Origin of the sequence: Runella sp., assembly GCF_965279615.1 — a bacterium.
GTDB lineage: Bacteria > Bacteroidota > Bacteroidia > Cytophagales > Spirosomataceae > Runella.
On record NZ_OZ257252.1, the window covers coordinates 5,336,441 to 5,358,918 of the forward strand.

The 22,478-nt window shown below is 44.4% G+C and carries 18 protein-coding genes; 6 read left to right on the forward strand and 12 right to left on the reverse strand.

Going from position 1 to position 22,478, the window contains the following annotated elements; all coding sequences use genetic code 11:
- Positions 1-52 precede the first annotated feature (52 nt).
- Positions 53-2,398 carry a glycosyl hydrolase family 28 protein gene (locus ACQY73_RS22465; protein WP_428655197.1) on the reverse strand — a complete coding sequence of 782 codons (2,346 nt, stop codon included), beginning with the start codon at positions 2,396-2,398 and terminating at the stop codon, positions 53-55.
- Between the two features lie 196 nt (positions 2,399-2,594).
- On the opposite strand from ACQY73_RS22465, the gene ACQY73_RS22470 reads away from it, so the two are divergent.
- Positions 2,595-3,152, forward strand: a complete 558-nt coding sequence (locus ACQY73_RS22470; RefSeq protein WP_428655198.1) for a hypothetical protein — start codon at positions 2,595-2,597, stop codon at positions 3,150-3,152.
- Here ACQY73_RS22470 and ACQY73_RS22475 read toward each other — a convergent pair.
- Genes ACQY73_RS22475 through ACQY73_RS22485 form a run of 3 tightly spaced genes read right to left on the reverse strand, consistent with a single transcriptional unit; the run spans position 3,149 to position 6,106 of the window.
- Positions 3,149-3,811, reverse strand: coding sequence for a carbohydrate-binding family 9-like protein (locus ACQY73_RS22475; protein WP_428655201.1), 663 nt, complete (start codon positions 3,809-3,811; stop codon positions 3,149-3,151). The genes ACQY73_RS22470 and ACQY73_RS22475 overlap by 4 nt on opposite strands.
- A 46-nt stretch (positions 3,812-3,857) precedes the next feature.
- Complete coding sequence (locus ACQY73_RS22480; protein WP_428655203.1) at positions 3,858-5,063, reverse strand: N-acetylmuramoyl-L-alanine amidase family protein; 1,206 nt, start codon at positions 5,061-5,063, stop codon at positions 3,858-3,860.
- Positions 5,064-5,074: 11 nt separating this feature from the next.
- Positions 5,075-6,106, reverse strand: coding sequence for a LacI family DNA-binding transcriptional regulator (locus ACQY73_RS22485; RefSeq protein WP_428655205.1), 1,032 nt, complete (start codon positions 6,104-6,106; stop codon positions 5,075-5,077).
- A gap of 293 nt (positions 6,107-6,399) precedes the next feature.
- On the opposite strand from ACQY73_RS22485, the gene ACQY73_RS22490 reads away from it, so the two are divergent.
- From ACQY73_RS22490 to ACQY73_RS22500, 3 genes are read left to right on the forward strand one after another with little or no spacing between them, the layout of a single operon-like run.
- Complete coding sequence (locus ACQY73_RS22490; protein WP_428655208.1) at positions 6,400-7,161, forward strand: SDR family oxidoreductase; 762 nt, start codon at positions 6,400-6,402, stop codon at positions 7,159-7,161.
- Positions 7,162-7,204: 43 nt separating this feature from the next.
- On the forward strand, positions 7,205-8,221 hold the full coding sequence (gene pelA, locus ACQY73_RS22495; RefSeq protein ID WP_428655210.1) for a pectate lyase: 1,017 nt from the start codon (positions 7,205-7,207) through the stop codon (positions 8,219-8,221).
- A 23-nt stretch (positions 8,222-8,244) separates the two neighbouring features.
- Positions 8,245-10,149: a pectinesterase family protein gene (locus ACQY73_RS22500; protein WP_428655212.1), complete on the forward strand. Its 1,905-nt coding sequence runs from the start codon at positions 8,245-8,247 to the stop codon at positions 10,147-10,149.
- Positions 10,150-10,157: 8 nt separating this feature from the next.
- On the opposite strand, the gene ACQY73_RS22505 is transcribed toward ACQY73_RS22500, so the two are convergent.
- Both ACQY73_RS22505 and ACQY73_RS22510 read right to left on the reverse strand, forming a co-directional pair.
- Positions 10,158-13,016 (reverse strand): PAS domain S-box protein, encoded by a 2,859-nt coding sequence (locus ACQY73_RS22505; RefSeq protein WP_428655214.1) that lies wholly within the window; start codon positions 13,014-13,016, stop codon positions 10,158-10,160.
- On the reverse strand, positions 12,994-13,554 hold the full coding sequence (locus ACQY73_RS22510) for a heme NO-binding domain-containing protein (RefSeq protein ID WP_428655216.1): 561 nt from the start codon (positions 13,552-13,554) through the stop codon (positions 12,994-12,996). The genes ACQY73_RS22505 and ACQY73_RS22510 overlap by 23 nt, the downstream gene beginning before the upstream one ends.
- Positions 13,555-13,736: 182 nt before the next feature.
- On the opposite strand from ACQY73_RS22510, the gene ACQY73_RS22515 reads away from it, so the two are divergent.
- A complete protein-coding gene (locus tag ACQY73_RS22515; RefSeq protein ID WP_428655218.1) occupies positions 13,737-14,852 on the forward strand; it encodes a lactonase family protein in 1,116 nt (371 codons plus the stop codon).
- 28 nt (positions 14,853-14,880) lie between these two features.
- Positions 14,881-16,146 carry a DUF2264 domain-containing protein gene (locus ACQY73_RS22520; protein WP_428655220.1) on the forward strand — a complete coding sequence of 422 codons (1,266 nt, stop codon included), beginning with the start codon at positions 14,881-14,883 and terminating at the stop codon, positions 16,144-16,146.
- Between the two features lie 6 nt (positions 16,147-16,152).
- On the opposite strand, the gene ACQY73_RS22525 is transcribed toward ACQY73_RS22520, so the two are convergent.
- From ACQY73_RS22525 to ACQY73_RS22550, 6 genes are all read right to left on the reverse strand, one after another.
- Positions 16,153-17,436: a UDP-N-acetylmuramoyl-tripeptide--D-alanyl-D-alanine ligase gene (locus ACQY73_RS22525; protein WP_428655222.1), complete on the reverse strand. Its 1,284-nt coding sequence runs from the start codon at positions 17,434-17,436 to the stop codon at positions 16,153-16,155.
- Between the two features lie 63 nt (positions 17,437-17,499).
- The gene (locus tag ACQY73_RS22530; RefSeq protein ID WP_428655224.1) at positions 17,500-18,198 is read right to left on the reverse strand and encodes a membrane or secreted protein; all 699 of its coding nucleotides are present in this window, start codon (positions 18,196-18,198) and stop codon (positions 17,500-17,502) included.
- A gap of 106 nt (positions 18,199-18,304) precedes the next feature.
- On the reverse strand, positions 18,305-19,231 hold the full coding sequence (locus ACQY73_RS22535; protein WP_013927961.1) for an AraC family transcriptional regulator: 927 nt from the start codon (positions 19,229-19,231) through the stop codon (positions 18,305-18,307).
- Between the two features lie 562 nt (positions 19,232-19,793).
- Positions 19,794-20,963 carry an acyl-CoA dehydrogenase gene (locus ACQY73_RS22540; protein ID WP_428655226.1) on the reverse strand — a complete coding sequence of 390 codons (1,170 nt, stop codon included), beginning with the start codon at positions 20,961-20,963 and terminating at the stop codon, positions 19,794-19,796.
- A 74-nt stretch (positions 20,964-21,037) separates the two neighbouring features.
- The gene (fabG, locus tag ACQY73_RS22545; protein WP_428655228.1) at positions 21,038-21,775 is read right to left on the reverse strand and encodes a 3-oxoacyl-ACP reductase FabG; all 738 of its coding nucleotides are present in this window, start codon (positions 21,773-21,775) and stop codon (positions 21,038-21,040) included.
- Positions 21,776-21,916: 141 nt separating this feature from the next.
- Positions 21,917-22,375, reverse strand: a complete 459-nt coding sequence (locus ACQY73_RS22550; RefSeq protein ID WP_428655231.1) for a MaoC family dehydratase — start codon at positions 22,373-22,375, stop codon at positions 21,917-21,919.
- Between the last annotated feature and the right edge of the window lie 103 nt (positions 22,376-22,478).

Sequence of the window (22,478 nt, forward strand, 5' to 3'; positions counted from 1 at the left end):
AATAGCCTTAGTTACTGCTGACGTTGGTGAAAAACACCAACGTCAAAATATCCTACTTCTTACTCACCACTTTCTCTTTCACGCCAATCCCCAATTCAATATCCTTCTTCACTTTTCCCGCATCAGTATTAAGCAAGCGAACACCTTCGGAACGGTTGCCCATTACCTTGAGAAGCACGTCTTTATCGTTGCCATAAGTGATACCGTCCAATACTACATTTTTGCTGTTTTGAACCTGCATTACGGTTTTATCTTTGGTTAAGAGCGTTACGTTTTTGAGGTTGATGTTTTCACCTTCCACGCAAACCAAACCTTTGTTGGCTTCAATAACGGCATTTTCAATATTGATATTTTTGATGCTCATTTCAGGTAATCCCCGCACCAAAATGGCCGTTTCTGCACCTTGGCAAATGATATTTTTGATGTAAAAATTCCTGAACTGAGGTGTGCCTTCGTTAAGTGGCTCGGCTTTGATGGTGGGGAGTTCGTTGGATTCACCTTCCTGCGGTACAGGGTCTTTGGCGGCGTAATACATGTCGAAAAGAATGGCTTCGCCCGGAATTTCGGTCATATTTACGTCCGTTACATAAATGTCTTCCACCACGCCGCCGCGTCCTCGGGCGGTTTTGAAACGGAGGCCAACGTCGGAACCCATGAAGGTACAGTTGGAGACAAACAGATTTCGTACGCCGCCCGACATCTCCGATCCGATCACAAAACCGCCGTGAGCGTGGTACACTTTACAGTCTTTGATAATGAAATTCTCGGTCGGTATGCCGCGCTTGCGACCTTGTTCATCACGGCCCGATTTGATAGTTATGCCATCGTCGCCCGTGTCAAAGGTGCAACCTTCGACGATACCGTTGCGGCAGGATTCCAGATCCAGAGCGTCGCTGTTTTGAGCATACCACTGATTTTTAACGGTCACGTTGCGGATGCTGACGTGATCACATAAGAGCGGGTGCATCGTCCAGGCGGGAGAATTTTGGAACGTTACGCCTTCCAATAATACATTTTTACAACGTGTTAGACTGATCATATTAGGGCGCAGGAAATCTTTGTACGATTCCAACTCGGTCTGCGTTGGACGAACACCGTTCAAAATGCGACCTGCATTGGGTAACTCATTGCCTTTTTTTGACTTTTCTGAGGGAAACCACAGATCATTTTTCTCACTTACCACTCCGCCTGACTTAATGAGCGCGGCCCATTGTGAATTGGTTTGTTTCTCCCGTTTGATGGCGCGCCATACATCGCCGCCGCCATCGAGCACGCCCTCGCCGGTGATGCCGATGTTGGTCAGATCCACACCCCAAATCGGTGCCTGACAACGGTAGGATTCCTGCCCTTCCCACGTTGTGACAACAATCGGATAATCGTCATGATTACGACTGAATTGCAGCAATGCACTTTTTGCAATGTGCAGATTGACATTATTTTTAAGGATAATCGGCCCGGTCAGCCACAATCCCGCCGGCACCAATACCGTACCGCCGCCCGCTGTGTGGCAGGCATCAATGGCTTGATTGATGGCTTTGGTATTGATCGTCAAACCGTCCGCTTTGGCCCCGTAACGAATAATGTTGAAGGTATCTTTGCGAAAAACGGGAGTGTAATACTTCGGAAGTTCGTAAACGTATTTGTTGGTAAATGCTGATTTTTTGACAACGTTCTTCAAATCAATGGGCAATTCCATGATGCCTTCCACCACTAAGCTCGCCATGACAGATGCACCGTAGCGGGAAAAATGTGTATTGTCTTCAATGCCCTTTGGAGCTCTTGGGTAAATACCGCCGCCATAGTGCATGAACAATGCTTTAGAACCCTCAACGCCGTGCTTTTCGATCACCACCTGACTTTTGGTGTGCAGGTCGATGATGGGCACTTTCAATTCTTTGGCTACGTCTTTTACTACTTGCGGATATTCGCCGTGCTGGTCTACAAAGGCTCCTTTTTCGTCAAACTTGCGGCGCATTACGGGGGTGATCAGCAACGGATTGCCGCCTTTAGCGCGTGTTTCATTCACAAATCGAGTCAGATTTTGACGATACAGGGTTTGGGCAGGAGCTGAACGCGTAGTGTCGGCTGCTTTTTGGTCATTATGCCCAAACTGAATAAAAACCCAATCCCCTTTTTTTACCTGTGAAACCACTTTTTGCCAACGCCCTTCAGTAATAAAACTCTTGGTGCTGCGACCGTTTACGGCATGATTTTGTATCTGAACGGCAGTAGTATCAAAGTATTCCGGTAACACCATACCCCAGCCTGTTTCGGGATTATCGGCAGGGCGTTTATCCGCCAGTGTTGAATCGCCGCAGAGGAAGATAGTAAGCTTAGTATCAGCGGGACGAAAAGCCGTCAGAGTTATTAAAAGGAATATACGAAGCAATGATTTCATGGTACAGATTGGGGGAAAACGAGGAATTCTGTACGAGGTTACTCCTTAAATTATAACAAAACAACTCATTTTTTGGATTTTTTTATGCAATCGTTGTCGGCAACGTTGCCGGTAGAAGTCTGAAATTGTATGGAAGTAAAATGGGATAATATGAGCGCAAAGTTTTAAATTCACTTTTCCAACCCTTTTAAGCGTCATGACGACCACCGTTAAAACTGAATTTTACGCCGACCTTGTGGTTAACAAAATTGAAAAGCTGATCAAGCTGATCTATAAAATCATTTGGTGGATTTGGCCGACGGTTTTTTGGCTTTGTTTTTTCAGTTTGTGGTTTTTACCTAAAAATCTGTTGAAAATTGTACAGGATATCGGAGAGCGCTTATTGTCGAGTATTCCCGTTTCTGAAAAATGGTTATACTTGTTGGCACTGCTGCCCTTTTGGTTATGGATCGTGGCAGGAATGTTGGTGGAGGGCCTAAAGGCTGTTCGAAAATATATTCTCTACCCAAAAGCTGAATTTACCGAAACGGCCATGGTGCCCGTAGAAAAGAAAGAGCGAATAGAAAACCGTCAGAGCAGGCGAAGTGGTTCGTATTTTTATTTTTTAAGTATCAAACATCCAATTACCAACGATCTTATACACGTTGAAATAGCTGCTGCCGAGACATTTAACAAAGCAAACGAAGGAGACAGGGTAAAAATAAAACACTTGCTCACGCCAACAAATATCATTTACCTGACCATTGATAATTAGCGCAAAGTCAGCCTCCCAAACGCATCCGGGCGGTGGAAACGGGGTGTAGCGCCGCTCATAGATGCACTCCAACACGTAAAAGCGCAATCGGCCGGAGAACATTTCCAATTAGGATCGGTGTGTGATTGAAGTGAAACGATTCGGTAAAAATTTAACCGATACGTAGCTTTTTTACCTCCCAACAATGTCCGGGGAATCTGCATTTTGCCCGCCCAAGTCTCTCCTCCTGTTTTTACTTCGTGTTTGATATCTGCTTTATCGTAATCAACAAACGTAAGTTTTTGCGGTGCTTCTTTGGTTGGGTTATCGATCCATCCCACAAACAGCGCATTGTTGGGGTTGATTTCCAGTTCTAAATACTGAGTAGGTGTGGCTTCGCCTTCGGCAATAAACAACTCAAACACTTCCTGATTCCACATTTCAGTATTGTGTTTTTTGTAGGTATTTTCGTTCCAAAACGGATTTTGCCGGCATTCAAAATCAACGTACAAATGATCGTCGTCAAAAGATAATTTAACCAATGTTTGTTGCGGAGCTTCTTGGCCGTCGGTCGCGTAGCTGAAATGTGTTTGTGATAGGACGGCCCATTGACCTTTGGTCAAGTTGATTTCCGGAATCCCTGAATGCATAAGTAGAAGAATTAAGTAGATAAAAGGCATGAAACAGAACAGTTTTTACCGAAGTCTAAACTTACAAACTATTTCTTTATGGACGCTGTTTCCGAACCTGTTTTAGCCAATCTTCTACGCCTTTTCGAATTTGTTGAGCCATTTTTTTACGAAATTTATCGTCAAGAAGGAGTGCTTCATCATAGGGATAACTCATAAATGCGCCTTCTACCAATATATTTGGGTATTCGGTTTGGCTGTTGAGCGCAAAATTAAAACGTCCCACATTGCCGTATTCGTCCAATCCCATGTCAAGCAGGCGTTTCAGTACCGCTTGGCTCAAAGACCTGTATCCCAAATGTTTATAATACGTACTTGTTCCTCGGGATTTGGTGGTATCTCCGGCGGCATTGTTATGAATACTGATCAGCAAGTCCGGTTTTAGTTTCCGAAAATTTAAAACTCGGTCTGAGTTGTTGATTAGCGTGTCGTTGACGCGGGTCATGATGACCGTTGCGCCTTTTTGTTCAAGTTCTTTCTGTAAATGCAGCGCAATGCTCAGGTTAAGGTCTTTTTCCAACTGTTTTGAACGCAACCCGATAGCGCCTAAATTACTGCCTCCATGACCCGCATCAACGGCGATGGTCAGGTTTTTGAGGCGTACTTTTTCGGGTTGATGCGTTATTCTGATTACTAATCTACGTCCTTCATAACCGATGGCATACCCCCAATGTTGGGCATGGCGCAGAGAAATTGTAATGCGAAATTGTTCATCAGCAACTTGCTCATAGTCAACATTTTTAATCTCTACAGCGCTTCGTAATTGCGTTATCCAATTAGTGTTGGCCGTAGCGCCGAAAACGTCCACAATGATTCGGGAGGGATTCATTTCCTGCCAACTGCGATAAGGCAATCGTTCGGGAAGCGGTATGGAAACATAATCGAAGCGATTGTCGCCCGAAACTCTCCAGGAAGTGGTCAGGTATTGCAGCGGCACCCGTACGTTGGTATCGCGCCGGGTAAGCGATTGCGAGATCCAGGCCGAAAGTTGATGGGTGAGTCGTACGCGATAAAGGTCTTTGTATTTACCCGTTACTTTAAAAAGCACCAATGAATCTACATGACCCATTTTGGCTCCGCCGAGGCGGTCTTCTCCCAAACCATAACTCAGCGAAGCAGAAGGTCCTTTGGTACGCACATAAAAGGCAGAATCAGGGCGCAGAGCTGTGATGGTATCGCGGATTTGAGCAAACAAACAGGTGGGTGCTGAAACAATGAGCAGTAAGCACAAAAAACGCCGCATTGGCCTGAAATTTAGTTTTTAGATTTGATGGAAGATTCACGAATAACCAAGTACGTATCTAATTTTTTTGTCTCAAAACGAATCGTTGCTTTCGGGCGTTCAATGAGATCGATCAAAAATTCGGTGGCTAATTGACCCATTTCGTAAGCCGGCTGACGCACCGCACTCAACGAAGGATTGAGCAAATGAGCTGTGATCAGGTTGGTGAAGCCAACAATGGCAATATCTTCCGGAATGCGCAGCCCGGCCTGCCGAATCAGCGACATACAGGTGGTGGTCAGTCGGTCGCCGGCCGTAAAAATAGCGTCAGGCCGATCGGGATGATTGATGAGTTCCATCACAGCTTTTTCTACTTCTTCCTCGATCATTCCCCCATGACTACAGTATTTTATATACGATTCTTCAATCGGAATTTCGTGATTTTGCAAGGCTTTTTTGTACCCTTCCAGTCGTTCATACGTAATGGAAAGCCACGAAGGGCTGGTCAGGTGCGCAATGCGCTGAAATCCCTGTTCGATCAAATGTTCGGTGGCTTCGTAAGCGCCGGCAAAGTTATCGGCGGTTACTTTATGGGTAATATAATCCTGCGGCACACGATCAAAGAATACGATCGGCAACCCTTTGGATTGAAGTTCTTTAAAGTGTTCTAAGTCATTACTTTCGCCCGAAAGAGAGACCAGTAGCCCATCCACGCGCCGTTGTGCTAAGTATTGTGTACTGACCAGCTCACGTTCGTACGATTCGTGATTTTGCGAAATAACCACATGGTATCCGCGATTGTACGCAATGGATTCAATGCCATTGATGGCCTGCGAAAAGAAGTTGTTGGCAATTTCGGGAATAATTACTCCGATAGAACGACTGCGGTTTTCTTTCAAACTCAGCGCAATGGGGTTGGGCCGGTAGTTCATCCGCTCGGCATATTCCATGACCAAACGTTTCGTTTCCGGATTGATCTCATAACTGCCCCGTAATGCCCTTGATACTGTGGAAGTTGAAAGGTTGAGCGCCTTAGCTATATCTTTTATGGTAATTATCTCCACAAACTTGATTATTGGTTTTGTGCAATTTTCGGCTACTAACGGAAGTATTCCGTTTTAAGAAGGTGAAGATACACCTTTTTGGTAAGCAACTCAAACAAAATCACTATAAACTCTCAATATAGGATTTTGGGAACGTTACCGATAACGATTGCATAAAAAAGTCAACAAAATATTTGTTATGTACTAAAAATATGAACTAAACTTGAGTGGTAACCTAAAAGAATAGAATGGTAAAAAGTGAATATATGCCTATACTTTCTGTTCTTATTTCTAAAAAAAATTAAAATCACCGCATGAGAAATTTTGACTTGACAGGTAAAGTGGCTTTGGTTTCGGGATGTGACCGCGGAATTGGAATGGCAATGGCCATCGGTTTGGCCGAAGCGGGAGCGGATATTATAGGCGTATCGCGGTCTTTGCCGGCGCAGGGAAGCAGTATTGAAAATGAAGTAACTGAATTGGGTAGAAAATTCAGTTCTTACAGGGCTGATTTGGGAGATCGGGAGTCGTTGTATGCTTTTATTCGACAGGTCAAACAAGATCATCCTCAGATTGATATTTTATTTAACAATGCAGGAATAATCCTGCGGGAGCCTGCGGCCGATCATTCCGACGACTATTGGGATAAGGTACTGTCCATCAACCTGGATGCTCAGTTTATAATGGCCAGAGAATTCGGAAAAGAAATGATTGCAAGAGGTTACGGAAAAATTGTGTTTACGGCCTCTCTTCTAACCTTTCAGGGGGGAATAAATGTGCCCGGTTACGCCGCGAGCAAAGGAGCGATCGGCAGCCTTGTTAAAGCGTTGGCGAATGAGTGGGCAGCCAAAGGCGTCAACGTAAATGCGATTGCACCGGGTTATATCGCTACGGAAAATACAACCGCATTGCGGGCCGATGCCGACCGGAGCAAATCCATTTTAGACCGTATTCCGGCAGGACGTTGGGGAGAACCGGAGGATTTTAAAGGCCCGGCGGTGTTCTTGGCGTCGTCGGCTTCCGATTACGTGCATGGGACCGTTCTGACTGTTGATGGCGGATGGATGGGCAGATAAATTGGACACAAAAGCATTTATTATGTTGCAAAAATCAATAATTATGGGTGCTTTGCTCTTCGCATCCTTCGTTACTGCCGTTATTGGGCAGGAAGCGGTAAAAGACTCCGTAGCCGAACGAATGTTGATTTATCAACGTAGTAACGGCGGTTGGCCGCAACCCGGCGGTGATGCCATTAATTATGATAAAACATTATCAGAGGCGTTAAAAGCTATCTTGCTTGCGGAAAAAAGCAAATTGGACGCGACCATTGACGACCAAGCCACCACAAGAGAGATCAAAATGCTGGTCACGACTTATAAAAAAACGAACAATCCGATCTATTTGAAGACTGCCGAAATCGGTATTAATTACCTTTTGACTGCCCAAAATAGTGCCGGTGGGTGGGGGCAATTTTATCCGGACACCAGTGGTTACCGCAAACATATTACCTACAACGACAATGCGATGATAGATGCAATGGAGATAATGAAATCCATTACAGAAGGTACAAACGATTTTGAGACAGTAAATAAAGCCTTGATTCCACGAGCCAAAGCCGCTATGGCGAAGGGAATCAGCTGTATCCTTAAAACCCAATTTGTTCAGAAAGGAAAGCTTACCGTTTGGTGCGCGCAGCATGATCGCCAAACACTGTTGCCCGCCAAAGCGCGTGCTTTTGAATTGGCCTCATTAAGTGGCAATGAAAGTGTGGGAATCGTTCGATTTTTGATGAGCATCGATAAGCCTTCGGCCGAAATCAGGAAGGCGATCAACGCCGCTGTTACATGGTTTGAAGCTTCTAAACTGGTGGGGATCAGAATACAGGAGGCAGTAGATCCTTTTCAACCGAAAGGCCGTGATCGACTTGTGATAAATGACCCAAATTCAACGGTTTGGGCGCGTTTTTATGATCTTGATACCAATATACCTTTCTTTACGGGGCGCAACGGCACACCGAAAGCCACACTGGCCGAAATTGAGAACGAACGCCGTGTGGGATATGCTTATTACGGTGTCTGGCCGGCAAAATTAGTAGCAACCGATTATCCGAATTGGTTGAAGAAATGGGGAAATTGAAACGTTTTTGAATCATTTTACGCATGAAAACTTTCTGCTTTTTGCTTTTGCCCGTTTGTTTGGCAACTCATTTGTTTGCCCAAAACACCGGTAAAAACCTTTTGATCGTGGCACAAGACGGTACGGGTGATTTTAAAACCGTACAGGAAGCGTTCAATGCTGTTCCACTGAACAATACAAAGGCTGTTTTGATCCGTATCAAAAAAGGAATCTATAAAGAAAAACTTACGCTCGATTCTACCAAAAATCACGTCACCATTATGGGAGAAGATGCCGAAAGTACGGTGCTTACCTACGATGATTTTTCGGGTAAAGTAACGGTTGGCGGCACAAAATTGGGCACCACTACCTCCACTTCCACGCGCATTGTTGCCAATGATTTTACGGCCATTGATATTACGTTTGCCAACTCGGCAGGGCCTGTGGGTCAAGCCGTTGCCATGCTCGTTGACGGCGATAAGGCACGCTTTGTCAATTGTCGGTTTTTGGGTTTTCAAGACACGCTTTATCCTAAAAGAGAAGGCACGCGTCAGTATTATAAGAATTGTTATATAGAAGGTACCGTTGATTTTATCTTTGGCTGGGCGATTGCTTACTTTCAAAATTGCCGAATTTCCTCCAAGCTTAGCGGAGGCTATTTTACGGCCGCTTCCACCCCGCAAGGGCAAGCGTACGGATACGTCTTCAACCAATGTGAGTTGGATGGGGAGTCTCCGGAGGCGAGTATTTATTTGGGCCGGCCGTGGCGGGATTATGCCCAAACTGTTTTTCTGAATTGCAATTTGTCGAAAGTCGTCAAGCCGGAGGGTTGGCATAATTGGGATAAGCCGAATGCCGAAAAAACGGCCTTTTATGCCGAGTACCGATCTAAGGGTGCCGGTGCAAATCCTAAAGCCAGAGTAAGTTGGGCAAAGCAGTTAACCGCAGAAGAAGCTAAAAACTATACCGTAGCGCAAGTATTAGGCGGAAAAGACCATTGGGACCCTGAAGCACCTTTGCTTACGTTTGGCTTAACGGGGGTAAAAGATGCATCTTTTAACACCAAAGGAGCTTTTGCCCAAATTCAAAAACAATTTCCCAACAGTTCATTGGTTGAATTTACGCCGCCGCAGTCGGTAGCCGAAATGCGTAATGTTGTGTATGCTGACATGGGGACGAGAGAATTACAATTGGATATTTTTTATCCAAAAGCAAAAGCTAAGAAACCCGTTCCTGCCGTACTCATTATTCACGGAGGAGGTTGGCGTTCGGGCGATCGCTCACAACATATTTCGTTGGCGCAAAAAATGGCTGAACGTGGATTTGTAGCCGTTACGGCCGAATATCGTCTTTCGACCGAAGCACTTTATCCGGCGGCGTTACATGATTTGAAAGGCGCAGTTCGGTGGATGCGGGCCAATGCCAAAAAATACAACATTGACCCCGATAAAATTGCATCATTAGGTTTTTCAGCCGGCGGACAATTGGCCGCATTGTTGGGAACAACCAATAACATATCAAGATTGGAAGGAAATGCAGGAAATACTTCCTTTTCGAGTAAAATAAATGCGATTGTTGACCTTGACGGCACCTTGGCATTTATTCATCCCGAATCGGGCGAGGGCGACGACAGCAAATCCATTTCGGCCGCTACGTACTGGTTTGGGTATACCAAAACTCAAAAATCCGAACTATGGCATGAAGCCGGCGCGTTAAATCACGTAGACAAAAACACACCGCCTATTTTGTTTATCAACAGTTCTGTGGATAGAATGCACGCAGGCCGCGACGATATGCGTCGGAAATTGAGCGCCTTGGGGATTTATTCTGAGGTGCAGTCCTTTCCCGATGCTCCTCATACATTTGTTTTATTTAACCCTTGGTTTGACCCGGTGGTCGGTCACATCACTACTTTTCTGCAAAAAATATTTGTGGTTAAAACCCCTTAAAAAGAAAGCTACGATTTTAATTTTTCAATTTCACCCGTAATTTCCTTTATTCCTCGGTCCAGCCCTTCTTTTATACTGTCCCAAAGCAATTGCAAACTTTCAGCCTGTGGATTTTTACGGGATTCCGTTTCAAGCTGAGCCATTTTTTTCTCCAGTGTAGTTAGACCGACCATTCCGAGGGTAGGCTTCAGCCGATGGGCTAATTTGCTTACATTCACCCAGTCTTGCTTCGTTATGAGTTCCTGAAAAGATGGAAAATCAGGCAATGCATCCGTCATGAAGGTTTCCATCATGTCCAGAATGTATTCATTGTCGTCGCCATATAATTCTTGGATGCGTTCTTGATTCAGAAGTGAAACAGTGGGTGCCGCAACAACGATCGGTAAAGCCAAGGCTGCCATACTTTCTGTTTTAAGGAATCGTTTGATGGCACTTAAAAGCTGCGTAGGAGTGAATGGCTTAGTAATAAAATCGTCCATACCAACATCCTTTGTCTTATTTTTCTGGTCGATCATTGCCGACGCCGTAAGCGCTACGATGGGGGTCTTCTGATTGGGATTGTTGGTATTTCTAATGGTTAAAGTGGCTTCGTATCCGTCCATATTTGGCATTTGGATATCCATAAGGATAATGTCAAAATGCTGTTTATTAGCTTGTTCTACGGCTTTTCTGCCATCAATGGCTATCGTGAACGGAATATTCCATTTGTTGAGCAATCCACTGATATACCGTTGGTTCATGATATTATCTTCCACCACCAACAAATGGCATTGCTCCAGATTGTTCGTTCCTTCTTCTATTTCGTAATTATTCTTTATGACTTCATCGTCAACTTTTTGGAATGGAAGGGTAAATATGAATGTTGTGCCTTCCTGTTCCTGACTTTTAACGTCTAAGGTTCCACCCTGCAATTCAACCAATTGTTTAGTGATAGAAAGCCCCAGACCCGTTCCTTTGTGTTTATGGCCCTGCGGATTGACCTGCTTGAATTTCTGAAAGATCATCTCCAGTTTTTCTTTCGGAATTCCGATGCCTGAATCGGCTATTTTAAATTCGATCCATGAGATTGTGTTGTCTTCCTTTTTTAGTTTAACCGTGATCTCAATGGTTCCTTCTTCCGTAAACTTCTCGGCGTTGCCAATGAGGTTCAACAGAATTTGGTTTAGCATCACATCGTCGCCCATGTAACTGCCTGAAATACGACCATCGATCATCAAATCCAGCTCAATAGGGCGATTTTCCAATTTTATTTGAAAAACGCGCTGGGTGGTTCGCAGCAGTCCGACTAAATCAAAAGGGTGGTTTTGGACTTCGATGCGTCCGGCTTCAATTTTTGCCATATCAAGGAGATCTGAGATGAGACTGTGTAAGAAATCGGCCGAGGTTTTGAGAATATCCAGGTATTCATACTGTTGTTTGGACGGGCGCGTGTCAAACAGCAAATGGGTCATGCCAATAATGGCATTGAGGGGAGTACGAATTTCGTGACTCATATTGGCCAAAAACTGCTTTTCCGCCTGACGCGCCTCTTCCGCAATTTCTTTGGCCTGCGCCAATTCCTGCTCCAAGAGCTTCCGCTCAGAGATATCATAGTGAATCCCCATTGAGCCTGTAACTTCGCCGTGCTCGTCAATAATAGGCGCGCCGCTGATAATGACCCATATCCGAGTGCCGTCTTTTTTGACCATTTGCACCTCATAAGAACCGGCGCGACCTTCTCCCCGCATGGATTGTTGCCGGTTGAATAAGTCCCTGAATTCTTCGGGAAGAAACAACTCGGAAGCAACTTTGCCGACGAGTTCTTCCTCAGTATAACCGATCATTTCACAAAAACGGTCATACGCTCTGAAAATCCGATCTTCCGTATCTACTTCGATCAGACCGAGCTCCATATTGTTCATGATGCCTCGGTATTTTTCTTCACTTTTACGGATTTGCTCTCTGTCCAGAAACTGCTCCGTAACGTCGGCATATTTCCAAAGATGCCCTCTGTAGTGGCCTTCCAAAAAGATCGGGATATAATCGCGCTCTAAAATGCGCCCGTCTACCATGTGCAATTCTTCATCAATGACTATTTTTTGTTGAGCTAACAACTCATTGACTCGTTGTACAAATTTTTCGGGATTCTTAAAAAGATGCTTCGATTGTTCGGCGGATTGGGCGCAATCCAGCCCAATAAGCGCTTCCGGAGCATCGGGAATGTCAAAAAAAGAGCAGAATAATTGATTTACTAAGATGATCTTTCGATTCTCGTCTTCGACCAATACCCCTTTTTGGAGATTGGTGATCAGCGTTGACATACGAGTTTGCGTGGTACGAAGGGCATCTTCCGTAGCGATTCTATCGGTAATATCGCGGGCTACGGCAACCAATTCCACTACCTTACCTTCATTTTCAATGATCCGAACAGTTTGGCCGATCCAGGCGATCTCACCGTTTTTTTTATACACGGGAAAATCGTTGTAGGTACTCTCCTTTTGAAAATATACCATATCCCAATAAAAATTGATCAACGGCTCGCGGTATTCAGGCACAACCAACTCAGTAAAATGACGGCCGACGATCTCGGCTTCGCTGTATCCCAAGCGTTGCTGTACTACCGGATTGACGAACGTAAAAAAACCTTCGGGCGAAATTTTATAAATAATATCCTGAACCGACTCAATGAGCTGTTGGTATCGTTTTTCACTTTTTTGGAGCTTCTCGCTTTCTTCTTTTACCTGCTGCTCGAGGTTTTCATTCAACCGGCGGAGCTGCTCATTGGCTTGGTAGAGTTGCAATGCTTTATCTTCCAAGATTGTTTCGGCTTGTTTACGAGCTTTTTGCTCTCGCTCTACACGACGTTTAAGAATTTCGATTTCCTGCATACTGCTTTATGATCACAAATTTTACATGTGAGCCGTCTTGTGTAAGTAATTCCTGTGTTATGGTTGCTTTTTCGCCAAAGTGCAGCATAGCGCCTTCTATAAGCCCATAAGCAAGATCTGGCATTTTTCTTATGGATAAGTAATTCATAACGAGAGTGTTGTCATCCAAACGCTCTATGGCAAAATGAGGAAGTTCGGCGTCAGGATATAGTTTTTTTACTTCAACATGAATATAGTTATCAATAGAGCCCAAAAACGTAAACGCATCAGGGGCTTTATGAATAAGATGGCTGTATATTTCTGTGAATTTCTGAAATAGATATCGACCAAACGTTTGTAATAAAAGGGAAAGGGGAATTTCTGTTTTTTGGTTAAGAGTGACAAGCAAATTTACCATTTCTTTATGATCATACGTTCCAACGGTTGTATAAATACCGCCTGAAGGCAGATCTGACTCATTGAGTAAAGTATCAACCATTTCATATCCGAATTTTTGTTCAACCATATCAAAAAATTCGGTGAAAATTATGCCTTTCATTGGAGATACAAATATATTTTTTGGGATATTATAAAATAGGACGAAAAGTTAGGGATTTTTTTTAACATTCATTATAAACCCCAAAACTAGTGCCGGAATGTAGGGTAAAAGCACTTTTTTCATTACTTTAGAAAAAAAGTCAAAAATCTATTATTATCCCTTTTCCCTAAATGTATTATCACATGAAAAGAGTCGGCCTACTCCTTTTGGGGCTTTTATATTTGATGAGTAATGCGTCTGTTGGTCAAAACAATGGCTTTCTCCTGTTTATTGGTACATATACGAACAAAACAAGTGAAGGAATTTATGTCTACCAATTTAATTCCACTACGGGCGATCTCACGCCTGTAGCCATTGGGAAAGGCGTCAAAAATCCGTCCTTTCTGGCATTCTCTCCCGACCGGAAATTTGTGTATTCTGTGGCTGAAATGAGTGGCGGGGCGGTAAGTGCTTTTGCCTTCAATAAGCAATCAAACAGTTTGACATTACTGAATACGGAATCGGCAGGTGGCGCAGGGCCTTGTCATATAACGGTCGATAAAACCGGAAAATGGGTCATTGTGGGTAATTATGGCGGTGGAAGTTTGAGCGTACTGCCCATTCAGGCAGATGGTTCGGTAGGTAAACCTATACAAACCATCCAACACGAAGGCAAAAGCGTAAATGCCGAACGTCAGGAAAAACCTCACGTACACTCCATCAACATCGCTCCCAATAACCGCGATGTGTTTGTTCCTGACTTGGGAACGGATAAGATCATGACTTACCAATTAGATGCCAAAACAGGGCAATTGACGGCGGGAAATCCACCGTATACCCGTACAACTCCGGGGGCCGGACCTCGTCACTTTACCTTTCATCCCAACGGCAAATTTGCCTACGTAATTCAGGAATTGGACGCAACCATTACCGGGTTCAACTATACACCGGGTAAGTTGGAGGCTTTTCAAACGGTTTCCACCCTACCTGCCGACTATAAAGGCCGTAAATGGTGCGCCGACATTCATATTTCACCCGATGGTAAATTTTTGTATGGCTCCAATCGTTCGCATGAGAGTTTGGTGATTTTCAGCATTGATCAAAAAACGGGCCAACTTACTTACGTAGGTCATCAGGATGTACCGGGAAAAACGCCCCGCAATTTTATGATCGATCCCACGGGGAAATGGCTATTGGTAGCCAATCAGGACACTGATAATGTGGTGGTATTTAGCCGCGATATAAAAACGGGGAAATTAACCCCGACCGGAAAAGAAATAAAGGTGTCGATGCCTGTGTGTTTGAAAGCAATGCAGTAAGAACTATTTTTTGACAACGTTTCTTTCCATGAATCGTCGAGACTTTATTCACAAAAATACCCTTTTAAGTTTAGGGGCGGTTAGTTTACCCATTTCTAACATTCAGGCAGCGGTTATCGAAGATACTGTGCGGTTGTATTGGGCCAAGTTGCTTTATAAAATAGCCGAGCCGGTACTCAAAAACCTGAGTCAGAATACGCTTGTAAAAAACTGGAAAGTAGAATACAGCCCCAATTGGGATAATCGCAACGCAAAAGTAGCTTATCTGGAAGCCTTTGGACGCACAATTGTTGGCGCTGCGCCTTGGCTTGCTCTACCTGATGACACAACGGAAGAAGGGAAGTTGCGTAAAAAGTTAAGAGACTATGCGCTTTTAAGTATCAAAAATAGCGTTGACCCCGATGCCCCTGATTATATGCTTTGGCGAAAACAGGGACAAACATTGGTGGATGCGGCATTTTTAGCCCAGGCTTTTCTCAAAGCGCCCGAGGCACTTTGGAAACCATTGGATGCATTGACTCAAAAACGGGTTATTGAAGAGTTTAAATTGATGCGGCGAGTAGTGCCGCCTAATAATAATTGGGTGCTTTTTGCGGCCATTGTCGAATCGTTTTTGTTATCGATTGATGAAGAAGCTGACCGCTATCGCATCGAATTTGGCGTTCGAAAAATCGAAGAGTGGTACATTGGCGACGGTTGGTTTAAAGATGGCGAGGTGTTTCATACTGATTACTACAATTCTTTTGTCATTCAACCGATGTTGGTCGATGTGCTGCAAACCTGGTTGGAAGCCAATAAGCGCCAATCGCCCAACGGCAATCATCAGGCGTTACAGGAACGCCATACACGATCGGTGAAACGTATGCAGCGGCACGCAGATTTTCTGGAGCGTCTTATCTCGCCGGAAGGAACATTTCCTGCGTTTGGGCGCAGTGTAACCTACAGAGTGGGCGCATTTCAGTCTCTGTGCCATGCAGCGCTGATTCATCAATTGCCCGAAGGAGTCAGCCCTTCGCAAGTAAGATGCGCGCTTACGGCGGTCATGAAACGGATGTTTGCGCAGGACGGTATTTTTGACAAAGAAGGTTGGCTTACCTTAGGTTTTGCCGGACATCAGCCCAATATTGCCGATTCGTATTCCAATGCCGGAAGCATGTACCTGACCACCTTAGGATTTATTCCTTTAGGCTTGCCGGCCACAGACCCATTTTGGGCCGATACCGACGCCGAATGGACGCAGCAAAAGGCTTGGTCGGGGAAACCGTTTAAAAAAGATTCGGCAGTAGGTTACTGATATTTCTCACAAATACGGAACCACCGTTTCCAATCCCATTCCGCGTGAGCCTTTGATGAGGACATACGTGTTTTTTTGAGGATGGTCAACGATCCAATTGTGCAAAGAGAATTTATCGGGAAAATAATACGCTTTGGGCAACGCCGGCAACGCATCCTGCATGAGTTTTCCCGCCAGGATCACCACGTCAAATTGTTGTTGTGCCACTAACTTTCCTAAAGCCAAATGCTCTTCCGGGGATTCTTCGCCGAGCTCAAGCATATCGCCCAAAATGACCATTTTCCGCTCTGCTTTCAATCGTCCGAAATTTTCAATTGCTGCCGACATGGAAGATGGATTGGCGTTATAGGCGTCCATAATGATGGTATTGTCGCCTTTTTGAATGATTTGAGAGCGATTATTAGTAGGATTATAATCCGCTACGGCTTCATTGGCCAAATCGTTGGGAACGCCGAAATAGTTGCCAATGGCTAATGCAACGGCAATGTTTTCAAAGTTATATCTTCCCATCAGGTGAGTTTGAACCAAATTGCCTTCCACATCCTGATAAATGACCAACGGGGAATCTTCGAGTAAGATGGGTGACTCAATGCCGGCTAAATACGTGATTCTTTTCGAAAAACTGCGTTGGTCGGCCATTTCGACCAAGGTAGCGTTGATACCGTTCACAAAGACCGTTCCACCGGATTCAATCAGCCAATCGTATAATTCGCCTTTTCCGCGCTTAACGCCTTCCACTCCTCCAAAACCTTCCAAATGTGCTTTGCCAACGTTGGTGATCAAACCGTGTGTGGGTTGGGCAATGCTGCTGAGAAGCGCGATCTCTTTTTGGTGATTGGCGCCCATTTCAACCACGGCGATCTCGTACGTTTCGTCAATGGCTAAAAGGGTAAGGGGCACGCCGATGTGGTTGTTAAGATTGCCTTTGGTAGCGTATGTTCTGAATTTTTTAGACAATACGGCCGCGATCAATTCTTTGGTAGTGGTTTTACCATTGGAACCGGTAAGACCAATCACGGGAATACTTAACTGTTTACGGTGATAAGCCGCCAATTGTTGCAGCGCTTCCAAGCTGTTTTCCACCAATAGATAACGGTTATCCACCACTACATCAGAGTTATCCACAATGGCGTATTTTGCTCCTTTTTCCAGCGCATCTTTGGCGTAGCCATTGCCGTCAAATTTGTCGCCGCGAAGGGCAACAAACAAACATCCTTCCTTAATTTGGCGGGTATCGGTCGATACACCCGTGCAGGTGCGAAAATAATCGTAAAGTTGAGGAATGGTCATTCTAAACGGTAGTGAGTAAATTCGTATTGAGTAACGGGCATTTTGACGTAGGAACTGCGTCTGTTATTTTTCCTTGCTCCAGACTTCGTATATTTTGGCGCCTGCACTGCTGAGACCGCTGTGGTGCCAATCTTTGCCCTCTTTAAGTTCATAATCAAAACTTAAAGAAGCGCCGACACGATTGTTATCACGACTGAAAAAGTCGATGGTTTCGGTATATTTTCCATCTTTGATCGTGTAACTGCCGCCACCTGTACCCGAAAACTGTTTGGTTTCGGGATTGATGGCTACCCATTGAAAACGTGTATCTGTGAGCATTTTGAGAGTTTTTCGAGCACCGCGCTGCATAGAAGTGATTTGATTGTCGTTGCCCATTCGTCCCGTAATTCGATAAACGGCAGCGGCAGGTGTTTTCCCTTCATCAGTGCGTTGCCAATCGCCCAAGCCCTCAACGGATAATTTGTTGCCTGAAAAATTAATGTTAACACTCACCGTCTTTCCTACCTTGGACGTATCCGCCGAATTGAACTCGCTTTTGTAAGTGACAGTGCCGCCGCTAAGCGTGTATATGCCGCCTTCTGTGTATAAAAACTCCTTTTCTTTGTAACGGGCAATCATCAGATAATCGTCCGAGCAAACCAGCATGGTCGTTTTTCCATCAGAAGAGGTTTGTTTCCATGCTCCCTTAAGTTGACCCGACACCTGTGTTGCATATACAAGACAGAATACAATAATCCACGAGAAGTGAAATGGCTTTTTCATGTTCGAGCGGTTTTGGTTTTTTGAGCAAATTTAAATCAAAACCCCACAGAAACAATAAAGCAGCCCGTTGAATGAGCTGCTTTATGAATCAATCTATTTTTCACCTTTAAACGTTCATCAGTGATTCGCGGCGGCGCATTTTGCCCGCCGGAATTCCAAACATCATTTTAAAACGCCGACAGAAATAGGCGGTATCCTTGTATCCTACTTCTGCACCGATGGCTCGGATACTCTTTTTCGACGTACGCAGAAGCGTAACGGCTTCTTCCATGCGTTGGTATTCAATATAATCCTGAGGGTTAATGCCGGTTAACATTTTAAAGTATTGCCCTACGTAATCTTCCGAAACGTTGGCCACGTTGGCCAATACTTTATTGGATAGATCGCCCCCCAAATTATCTTTGATGTAGGCAAAAATATCGATCAAACGAGGGTCTTTAAAATAGGTACTATTGGTCACGAGTTGTTCTACAAACAACTTGTTCTTCAAAATATACCGAATCACTTCAATGGCTAACTCTTCGGTTTTGATCTTAATGATACGTCCGCGTCCCGGCGTTTCGTTAAAATCTTCCTGAAGAATTTCACCAATAAGACGCCCGAGGTATGAATTATTTTTGATGATGAAAGGAGGAATGTCCAACGACGTAAAGAAGTTGACCGAATCAAACACCTTGGCATCAAAAGCAACTAAGCCGAAAGAATGAGGAATTTTGCCAACCTGAGTAGCGTCGCGCAGGCTGTCGAAATATAACTCACGACGAGTTAAGAACTCTTCATTGCTGACTACCTTGGGTTGTACGCTGTCGCCGCTGCTGTAAGTGACGGTCGCATGTTTTCCTCCGGGAATAAATAACATGTCGCCGACCTCAATTTTTTCGTTGGCAAACAATACCTCTCCATCATAGAGGATCATCAACGAGTTTTCAACGTCGTAAAAGTTTTTAATTGTGATGGTTTGCAGCATTCGGATGTGACGAGCTTTGATAAACTTCACGCCGAGTGATTCGATGATTTTATTATAATCTTCCATTGGGTAATGGTTAAGTGCGTTGCTTGTATAATGCCCAAAAAGGGGCTTCCATTAAAATTTGTACAAAACTAATAATTGTACAAAACTAATACAAGTGTGGAATTTTTTTCAATATAAAAAAAAGTACACGAATCCTGCAAGAAAACGCACACTTTTTTTTATAAAAATGGTAAAAATTGGATTATTTGGGCTTTTTGCCCTTATTGGGCTATTGTAAGTTTTTGTATTTCAGAGGTACTTTTTTTTTAAAATATTTTTTCTGAAGGGAGAACCGGGGAATTATTGAAGCCTTTTTGCAGTTTGCATGAATCTTTACTAAATCCAATAAATATGATTTCTACAAGCTGCCTTATTGCAGCAGGAATCAACATTTTTGGCACCGATAAAAATAGCGGGATTTTTAAAGTGTTTGAGTATAAATTGTAGGACTATTTGAAACCGTCACCTTTTTCCGGTTAACGGTCAGGTTGTGAGCAACCTTCTTCACATGTAGTGGAACCTGACCCACTACAGCACTTGTTTTAAGACAGGAAATAAAAAAGCGGGTTTTAGCCCGCTCCTTCTATTTGATCAATTCTCGTGCAATGACCAATTTTTGTATTTCAGAAGTGCCTTCGTAAATCTGCGTGATCTTCGCGTCACGCATCATGCGCTCTACATGGTATTCTTTGACGTAACCATAGCCGCCGTGGATTTGTACGGCTTCGGTGGTGGCCCACATGGCTACATCGGAGGCAAAAAGCTTGGCCATAGCGGCGGCTTCTACATAATCTTTATGCTCATCTTTGAGACGTGCCGCTTTATATACCAATAAGCGAGCTGCTTCGATCTTGGTAGCCATTTCGGCCAGTTTAAATTGGATGGCCTGATGTTCAAAAATAGGCTTGCCAAAGGCTTTTCGTTCCTGTGAATATTTCAGAGAAAGTTCAAACGCCCCGGCCGCGATTCCCAATGCCTGCGCTGCAATCCCGATGCGACCACCATTGAGGGTACTCATCGCAAATTTGAACCCAAATCCATCGGCACCGATGCGATTTTCCTTGGGTACTTTCACGTCGGTAAACATCAATGAATGCGTATCTGAGGCACGAATGCCCATTTTGTCCTCTTTTTTACCAACCATAAATCCGTCCCACCCTTTTTCGACGATCAGGCAGTTTATTCCTTTGTGTCGCAGTTCAGGATTGGTTTGAGCAATGACTAAGCAAACCGACGAAATTCCACCGTTGGTGATCCAGTTTTTGGTGCCATTGAGTAAATAATGATCTCCTTTATCTTCGGCAGTGGTGTGTTGTGAGGTAGCATCTGAGCCTGCTTCGGGCTCAGAAAGGCAAAAAGCGCCGATAATTTCTCCTGAAGCCAATGGTGTCAGGTATTTCCGCTTCTGTTCTTCTGTACCGTATGCCTCCAAACCGTAACAAACCAACGAATTATTGACCGAAACCATCACCGAAGCCGAAGCATCCACTTTAGAAAGTTCTTCCATCGCCAACACATACGAGACAGTATCCATGCCTCCACCGCCGTATTCCGGCGGAACCATCATCCCCAAAAAGCCCAATTCGCCCATTCGTTTGAGAAGCTTTGGGTCAAATTTTTGGGCGTTATCGCGTTCTAAAATTCCCGGTAAAAGCTCGGTTTGGGCAAAATCCCGGGCGGCTTCTTTTACTGCCAGATGTTCTTCCGAGAGGTTGAAGTTCAAACCTTCCAACATTGATTCGTTCAGTGCCATAATGAAGTGTGTATGTTTGCTGACTTTTGGCCAAAGTTACACTTTTCAAAAAAGGTATGCAAGCATACTTATTTTTAAGCGACCCCGCCATTCACACTCAATGTATGACCATTTACATATCCCGCTTCTTCCGAAGCCAAATAAAGATAAGCGTTGGCAATGTCTTCGGGCATTCCCATACGTTTGACGGGAATTCCTGCCACGGTTTGATTTCTCACTTCTTCGGGAATCAGATCTGTCATTTCGGTTTTGATGAATCCCGGCGCTACGGCGTTGGCGGTAATGTTGTATTTGCCAAGCTCTTTGGCCCACGTTTTTACCATTCCAATGATGGCGGCTTTGGTAGCGACGTAGTTGGTTTGGCCAAAATTGCCCGTTTGCCCTACTACTGAAGAAGTACAGATAATGCGTCCGTATTTGTTTTCAACCATGTAAGGAACAATGGTTTTGGTGCAGTTGAAAACGCCGTTGAGATTAATATCAATGACCTGCGCCCATTCCTGATACGACATTTTCAGCAACGATTTATCGCGCGTGATTCCTGCATTGTTGACCAGAATATCAATTTTACCATAACGCTCAAAGATATCGCGGGTGGCGGCTTCAATAGCTGGTACATCCGTTACGCTGATTTTGATGAACTCCGCCGAAAAACCTTTGTCTTTCAATTCCTGAGCGGTTTGTTCGCCCGCGTCGAGCATGTCCCAAATGATGACTTTGGCGCCTTCGCGTGTAAAAATTTCGGCAGTAGCTTTGCCGATTCCGCGAGCACCTCCCGTAATGATGGCAACTTTATTTTCTAAACGTGACATTTTATTAAAGGCTATGGTTGAGTTCTGTACTATTGGAATACTACTGAGAAGAATAAATGTAGGCTATCAAAGCAACAAAAAGTGCAACTTCTTGGGCACGCACTTAGAATAAAAAACTACAGGGAGTAAATTTGAAGCAAATTACTCAAACATCAGGGTAATCAACTCTGCTACACAGGCAGGCTTGGCGCTTCCTTCCAGTTCAAAAACCGCGTCTACCACCGATTTTATTCCGTTGGGCTGTTGATCTTCCACTTCTTTGAGGGTAGCAATCATCCGTACTCGGCTTCCCGTGGGAACAGGAGAGGTAAAGCGTACTTTGTTTGTACCATAATTAAGCCCCATTTTCACGGATTTTACCTGATACATTTCATACATAAATTTAGGAGCGAACGAAAGTGTCAGAAAACCGTGGGCAATGGTTGTTTTAAAAGGCGAGAACTTTGCCGCCATTTCAATGTTAACATGAATCCATTGGTGATCGCCGGTGGCTTTGGCAAAATCATTGACCATTTCCTGGGTGATGGTCACCCATTCGCTTGTGCCGAGTGGCTGCCCAACGTGGGCGCGAAATGCGGCAAGATTATCAAAAGTAAGCATAAAAAGGAGGTTTAGGGTTGTAGGAGCAGGCCTTGCGTCTGCCCGGTCACGTCGTCCAAATACGTCGAATTGGGTAGACGCAAGTGGGCAGACGTAAAGCCTG

What these genes read in the sequence shown, in the direction of transcription:
- ACQY73_RS22465 (WP_428655197.1), bottom strand. Translation starts at nt 2,398, where the DNA reads ATGAAATCATTGCTTCGTATATTCCTTTTAATAACTCTGACGGCTTTT.
- ACQY73_RS22470 (WP_428655198.1), top strand. Translation starts at nt 2,595, where the DNA reads ATGACGACCACCGTTAAAACTGAATTTTACGCCGACCTTGTGGTTAAC.
- ACQY73_RS22475 (WP_428655201.1), bottom strand. Translation starts at nt 3,811, where the DNA reads ATGCCTTTTATCTACTTAATTCTTCTACTTATGCATTCAGGGATTCCG.
- ACQY73_RS22480 (WP_428655203.1), bottom strand. Translation starts at nt 5,063, where the DNA reads ATGCGGCGTTTTTTGTGCTTACTGCTCATTGTTTCAGCACCCACCTGT.
- ACQY73_RS22490 (WP_428655208.1), top strand. Translation starts at nt 6,400, where the DNA reads ATGAGAAATTTTGACTTGACAGGTAAAGTGGCTTTGGTTTCGGGATGT.
- pelA (WP_428655210.1), top strand. Translation starts at nt 7,205, where the DNA reads ATGGGTGCTTTGCTCTTCGCATCCTTCGTTACTGCCGTTATTGGGCAG.
- ACQY73_RS22500 (WP_428655212.1), top strand. Translation starts at nt 8,245, where the DNA reads ATGAAAACTTTCTGCTTTTTGCTTTTGCCCGTTTGTTTGGCAACTCAT.
- ACQY73_RS22505 (WP_428655214.1), bottom strand. Translation starts at nt 13,016, where the DNA reads ATGCAGGAAATCGAAATTCTTAAACGTCGTGTAGAGCGAGAGCAAAAA.
- ACQY73_RS22510 (WP_428655216.1), bottom strand. Translation starts at nt 13,554, where the DNA reads ATGAAAGGCATAATTTTCACCGAATTTTTTGATATGGTTGAACAAAAA.
- ACQY73_RS22515 (WP_428655218.1), top strand. Translation starts at nt 13,737, where the DNA reads ATGAAAAGAGTCGGCCTACTCCTTTTGGGGCTTTTATATTTGATGAGT.
- ACQY73_RS22520 (WP_428655220.1), top strand. Translation starts at nt 14,881, where the DNA reads ATGAATCGTCGAGACTTTATTCACAAAAATACCCTTTTAAGTTTAGGG.
- ACQY73_RS22525 (WP_428655222.1), bottom strand. Translation starts at nt 17,436, where the DNA reads ATGACCATTCCTCAACTTTACGATTATTTTCGCACCTGCACGGGTGTA.
- ACQY73_RS22530 (WP_428655224.1), bottom strand. Translation starts at nt 18,198, where the DNA reads ATGAAAAAGCCATTTCACTTCTCGTGGATTATTGTATTCTGTCTTGTA.
- ACQY73_RS22535 (WP_013927961.1), bottom strand. Translation starts at nt 19,231, where the DNA reads ATGGAAGATTATAATAAAATCATCGAATCACTCGGCGTGAAGTTTATC.
- ACQY73_RS22540 (WP_428655226.1), bottom strand. Translation starts at nt 20,963, where the DNA reads ATGGCACTGAACGAATCAATGTTGGAAGGTTTGAACTTCAACCTCTCG.
- fabG (WP_428655228.1), bottom strand. Translation starts at nt 21,775, where the DNA reads ATGTCACGTTTAGAAAATAAAGTTGCCATCATTACGGGAGGTGCTCGC.
- ACQY73_RS22550 (WP_428655231.1), bottom strand. Translation starts at nt 22,375, where the DNA reads ATGCTTACTTTTGATAATCTTGCCGCATTTCGCGCCCACGTTGGGCAG.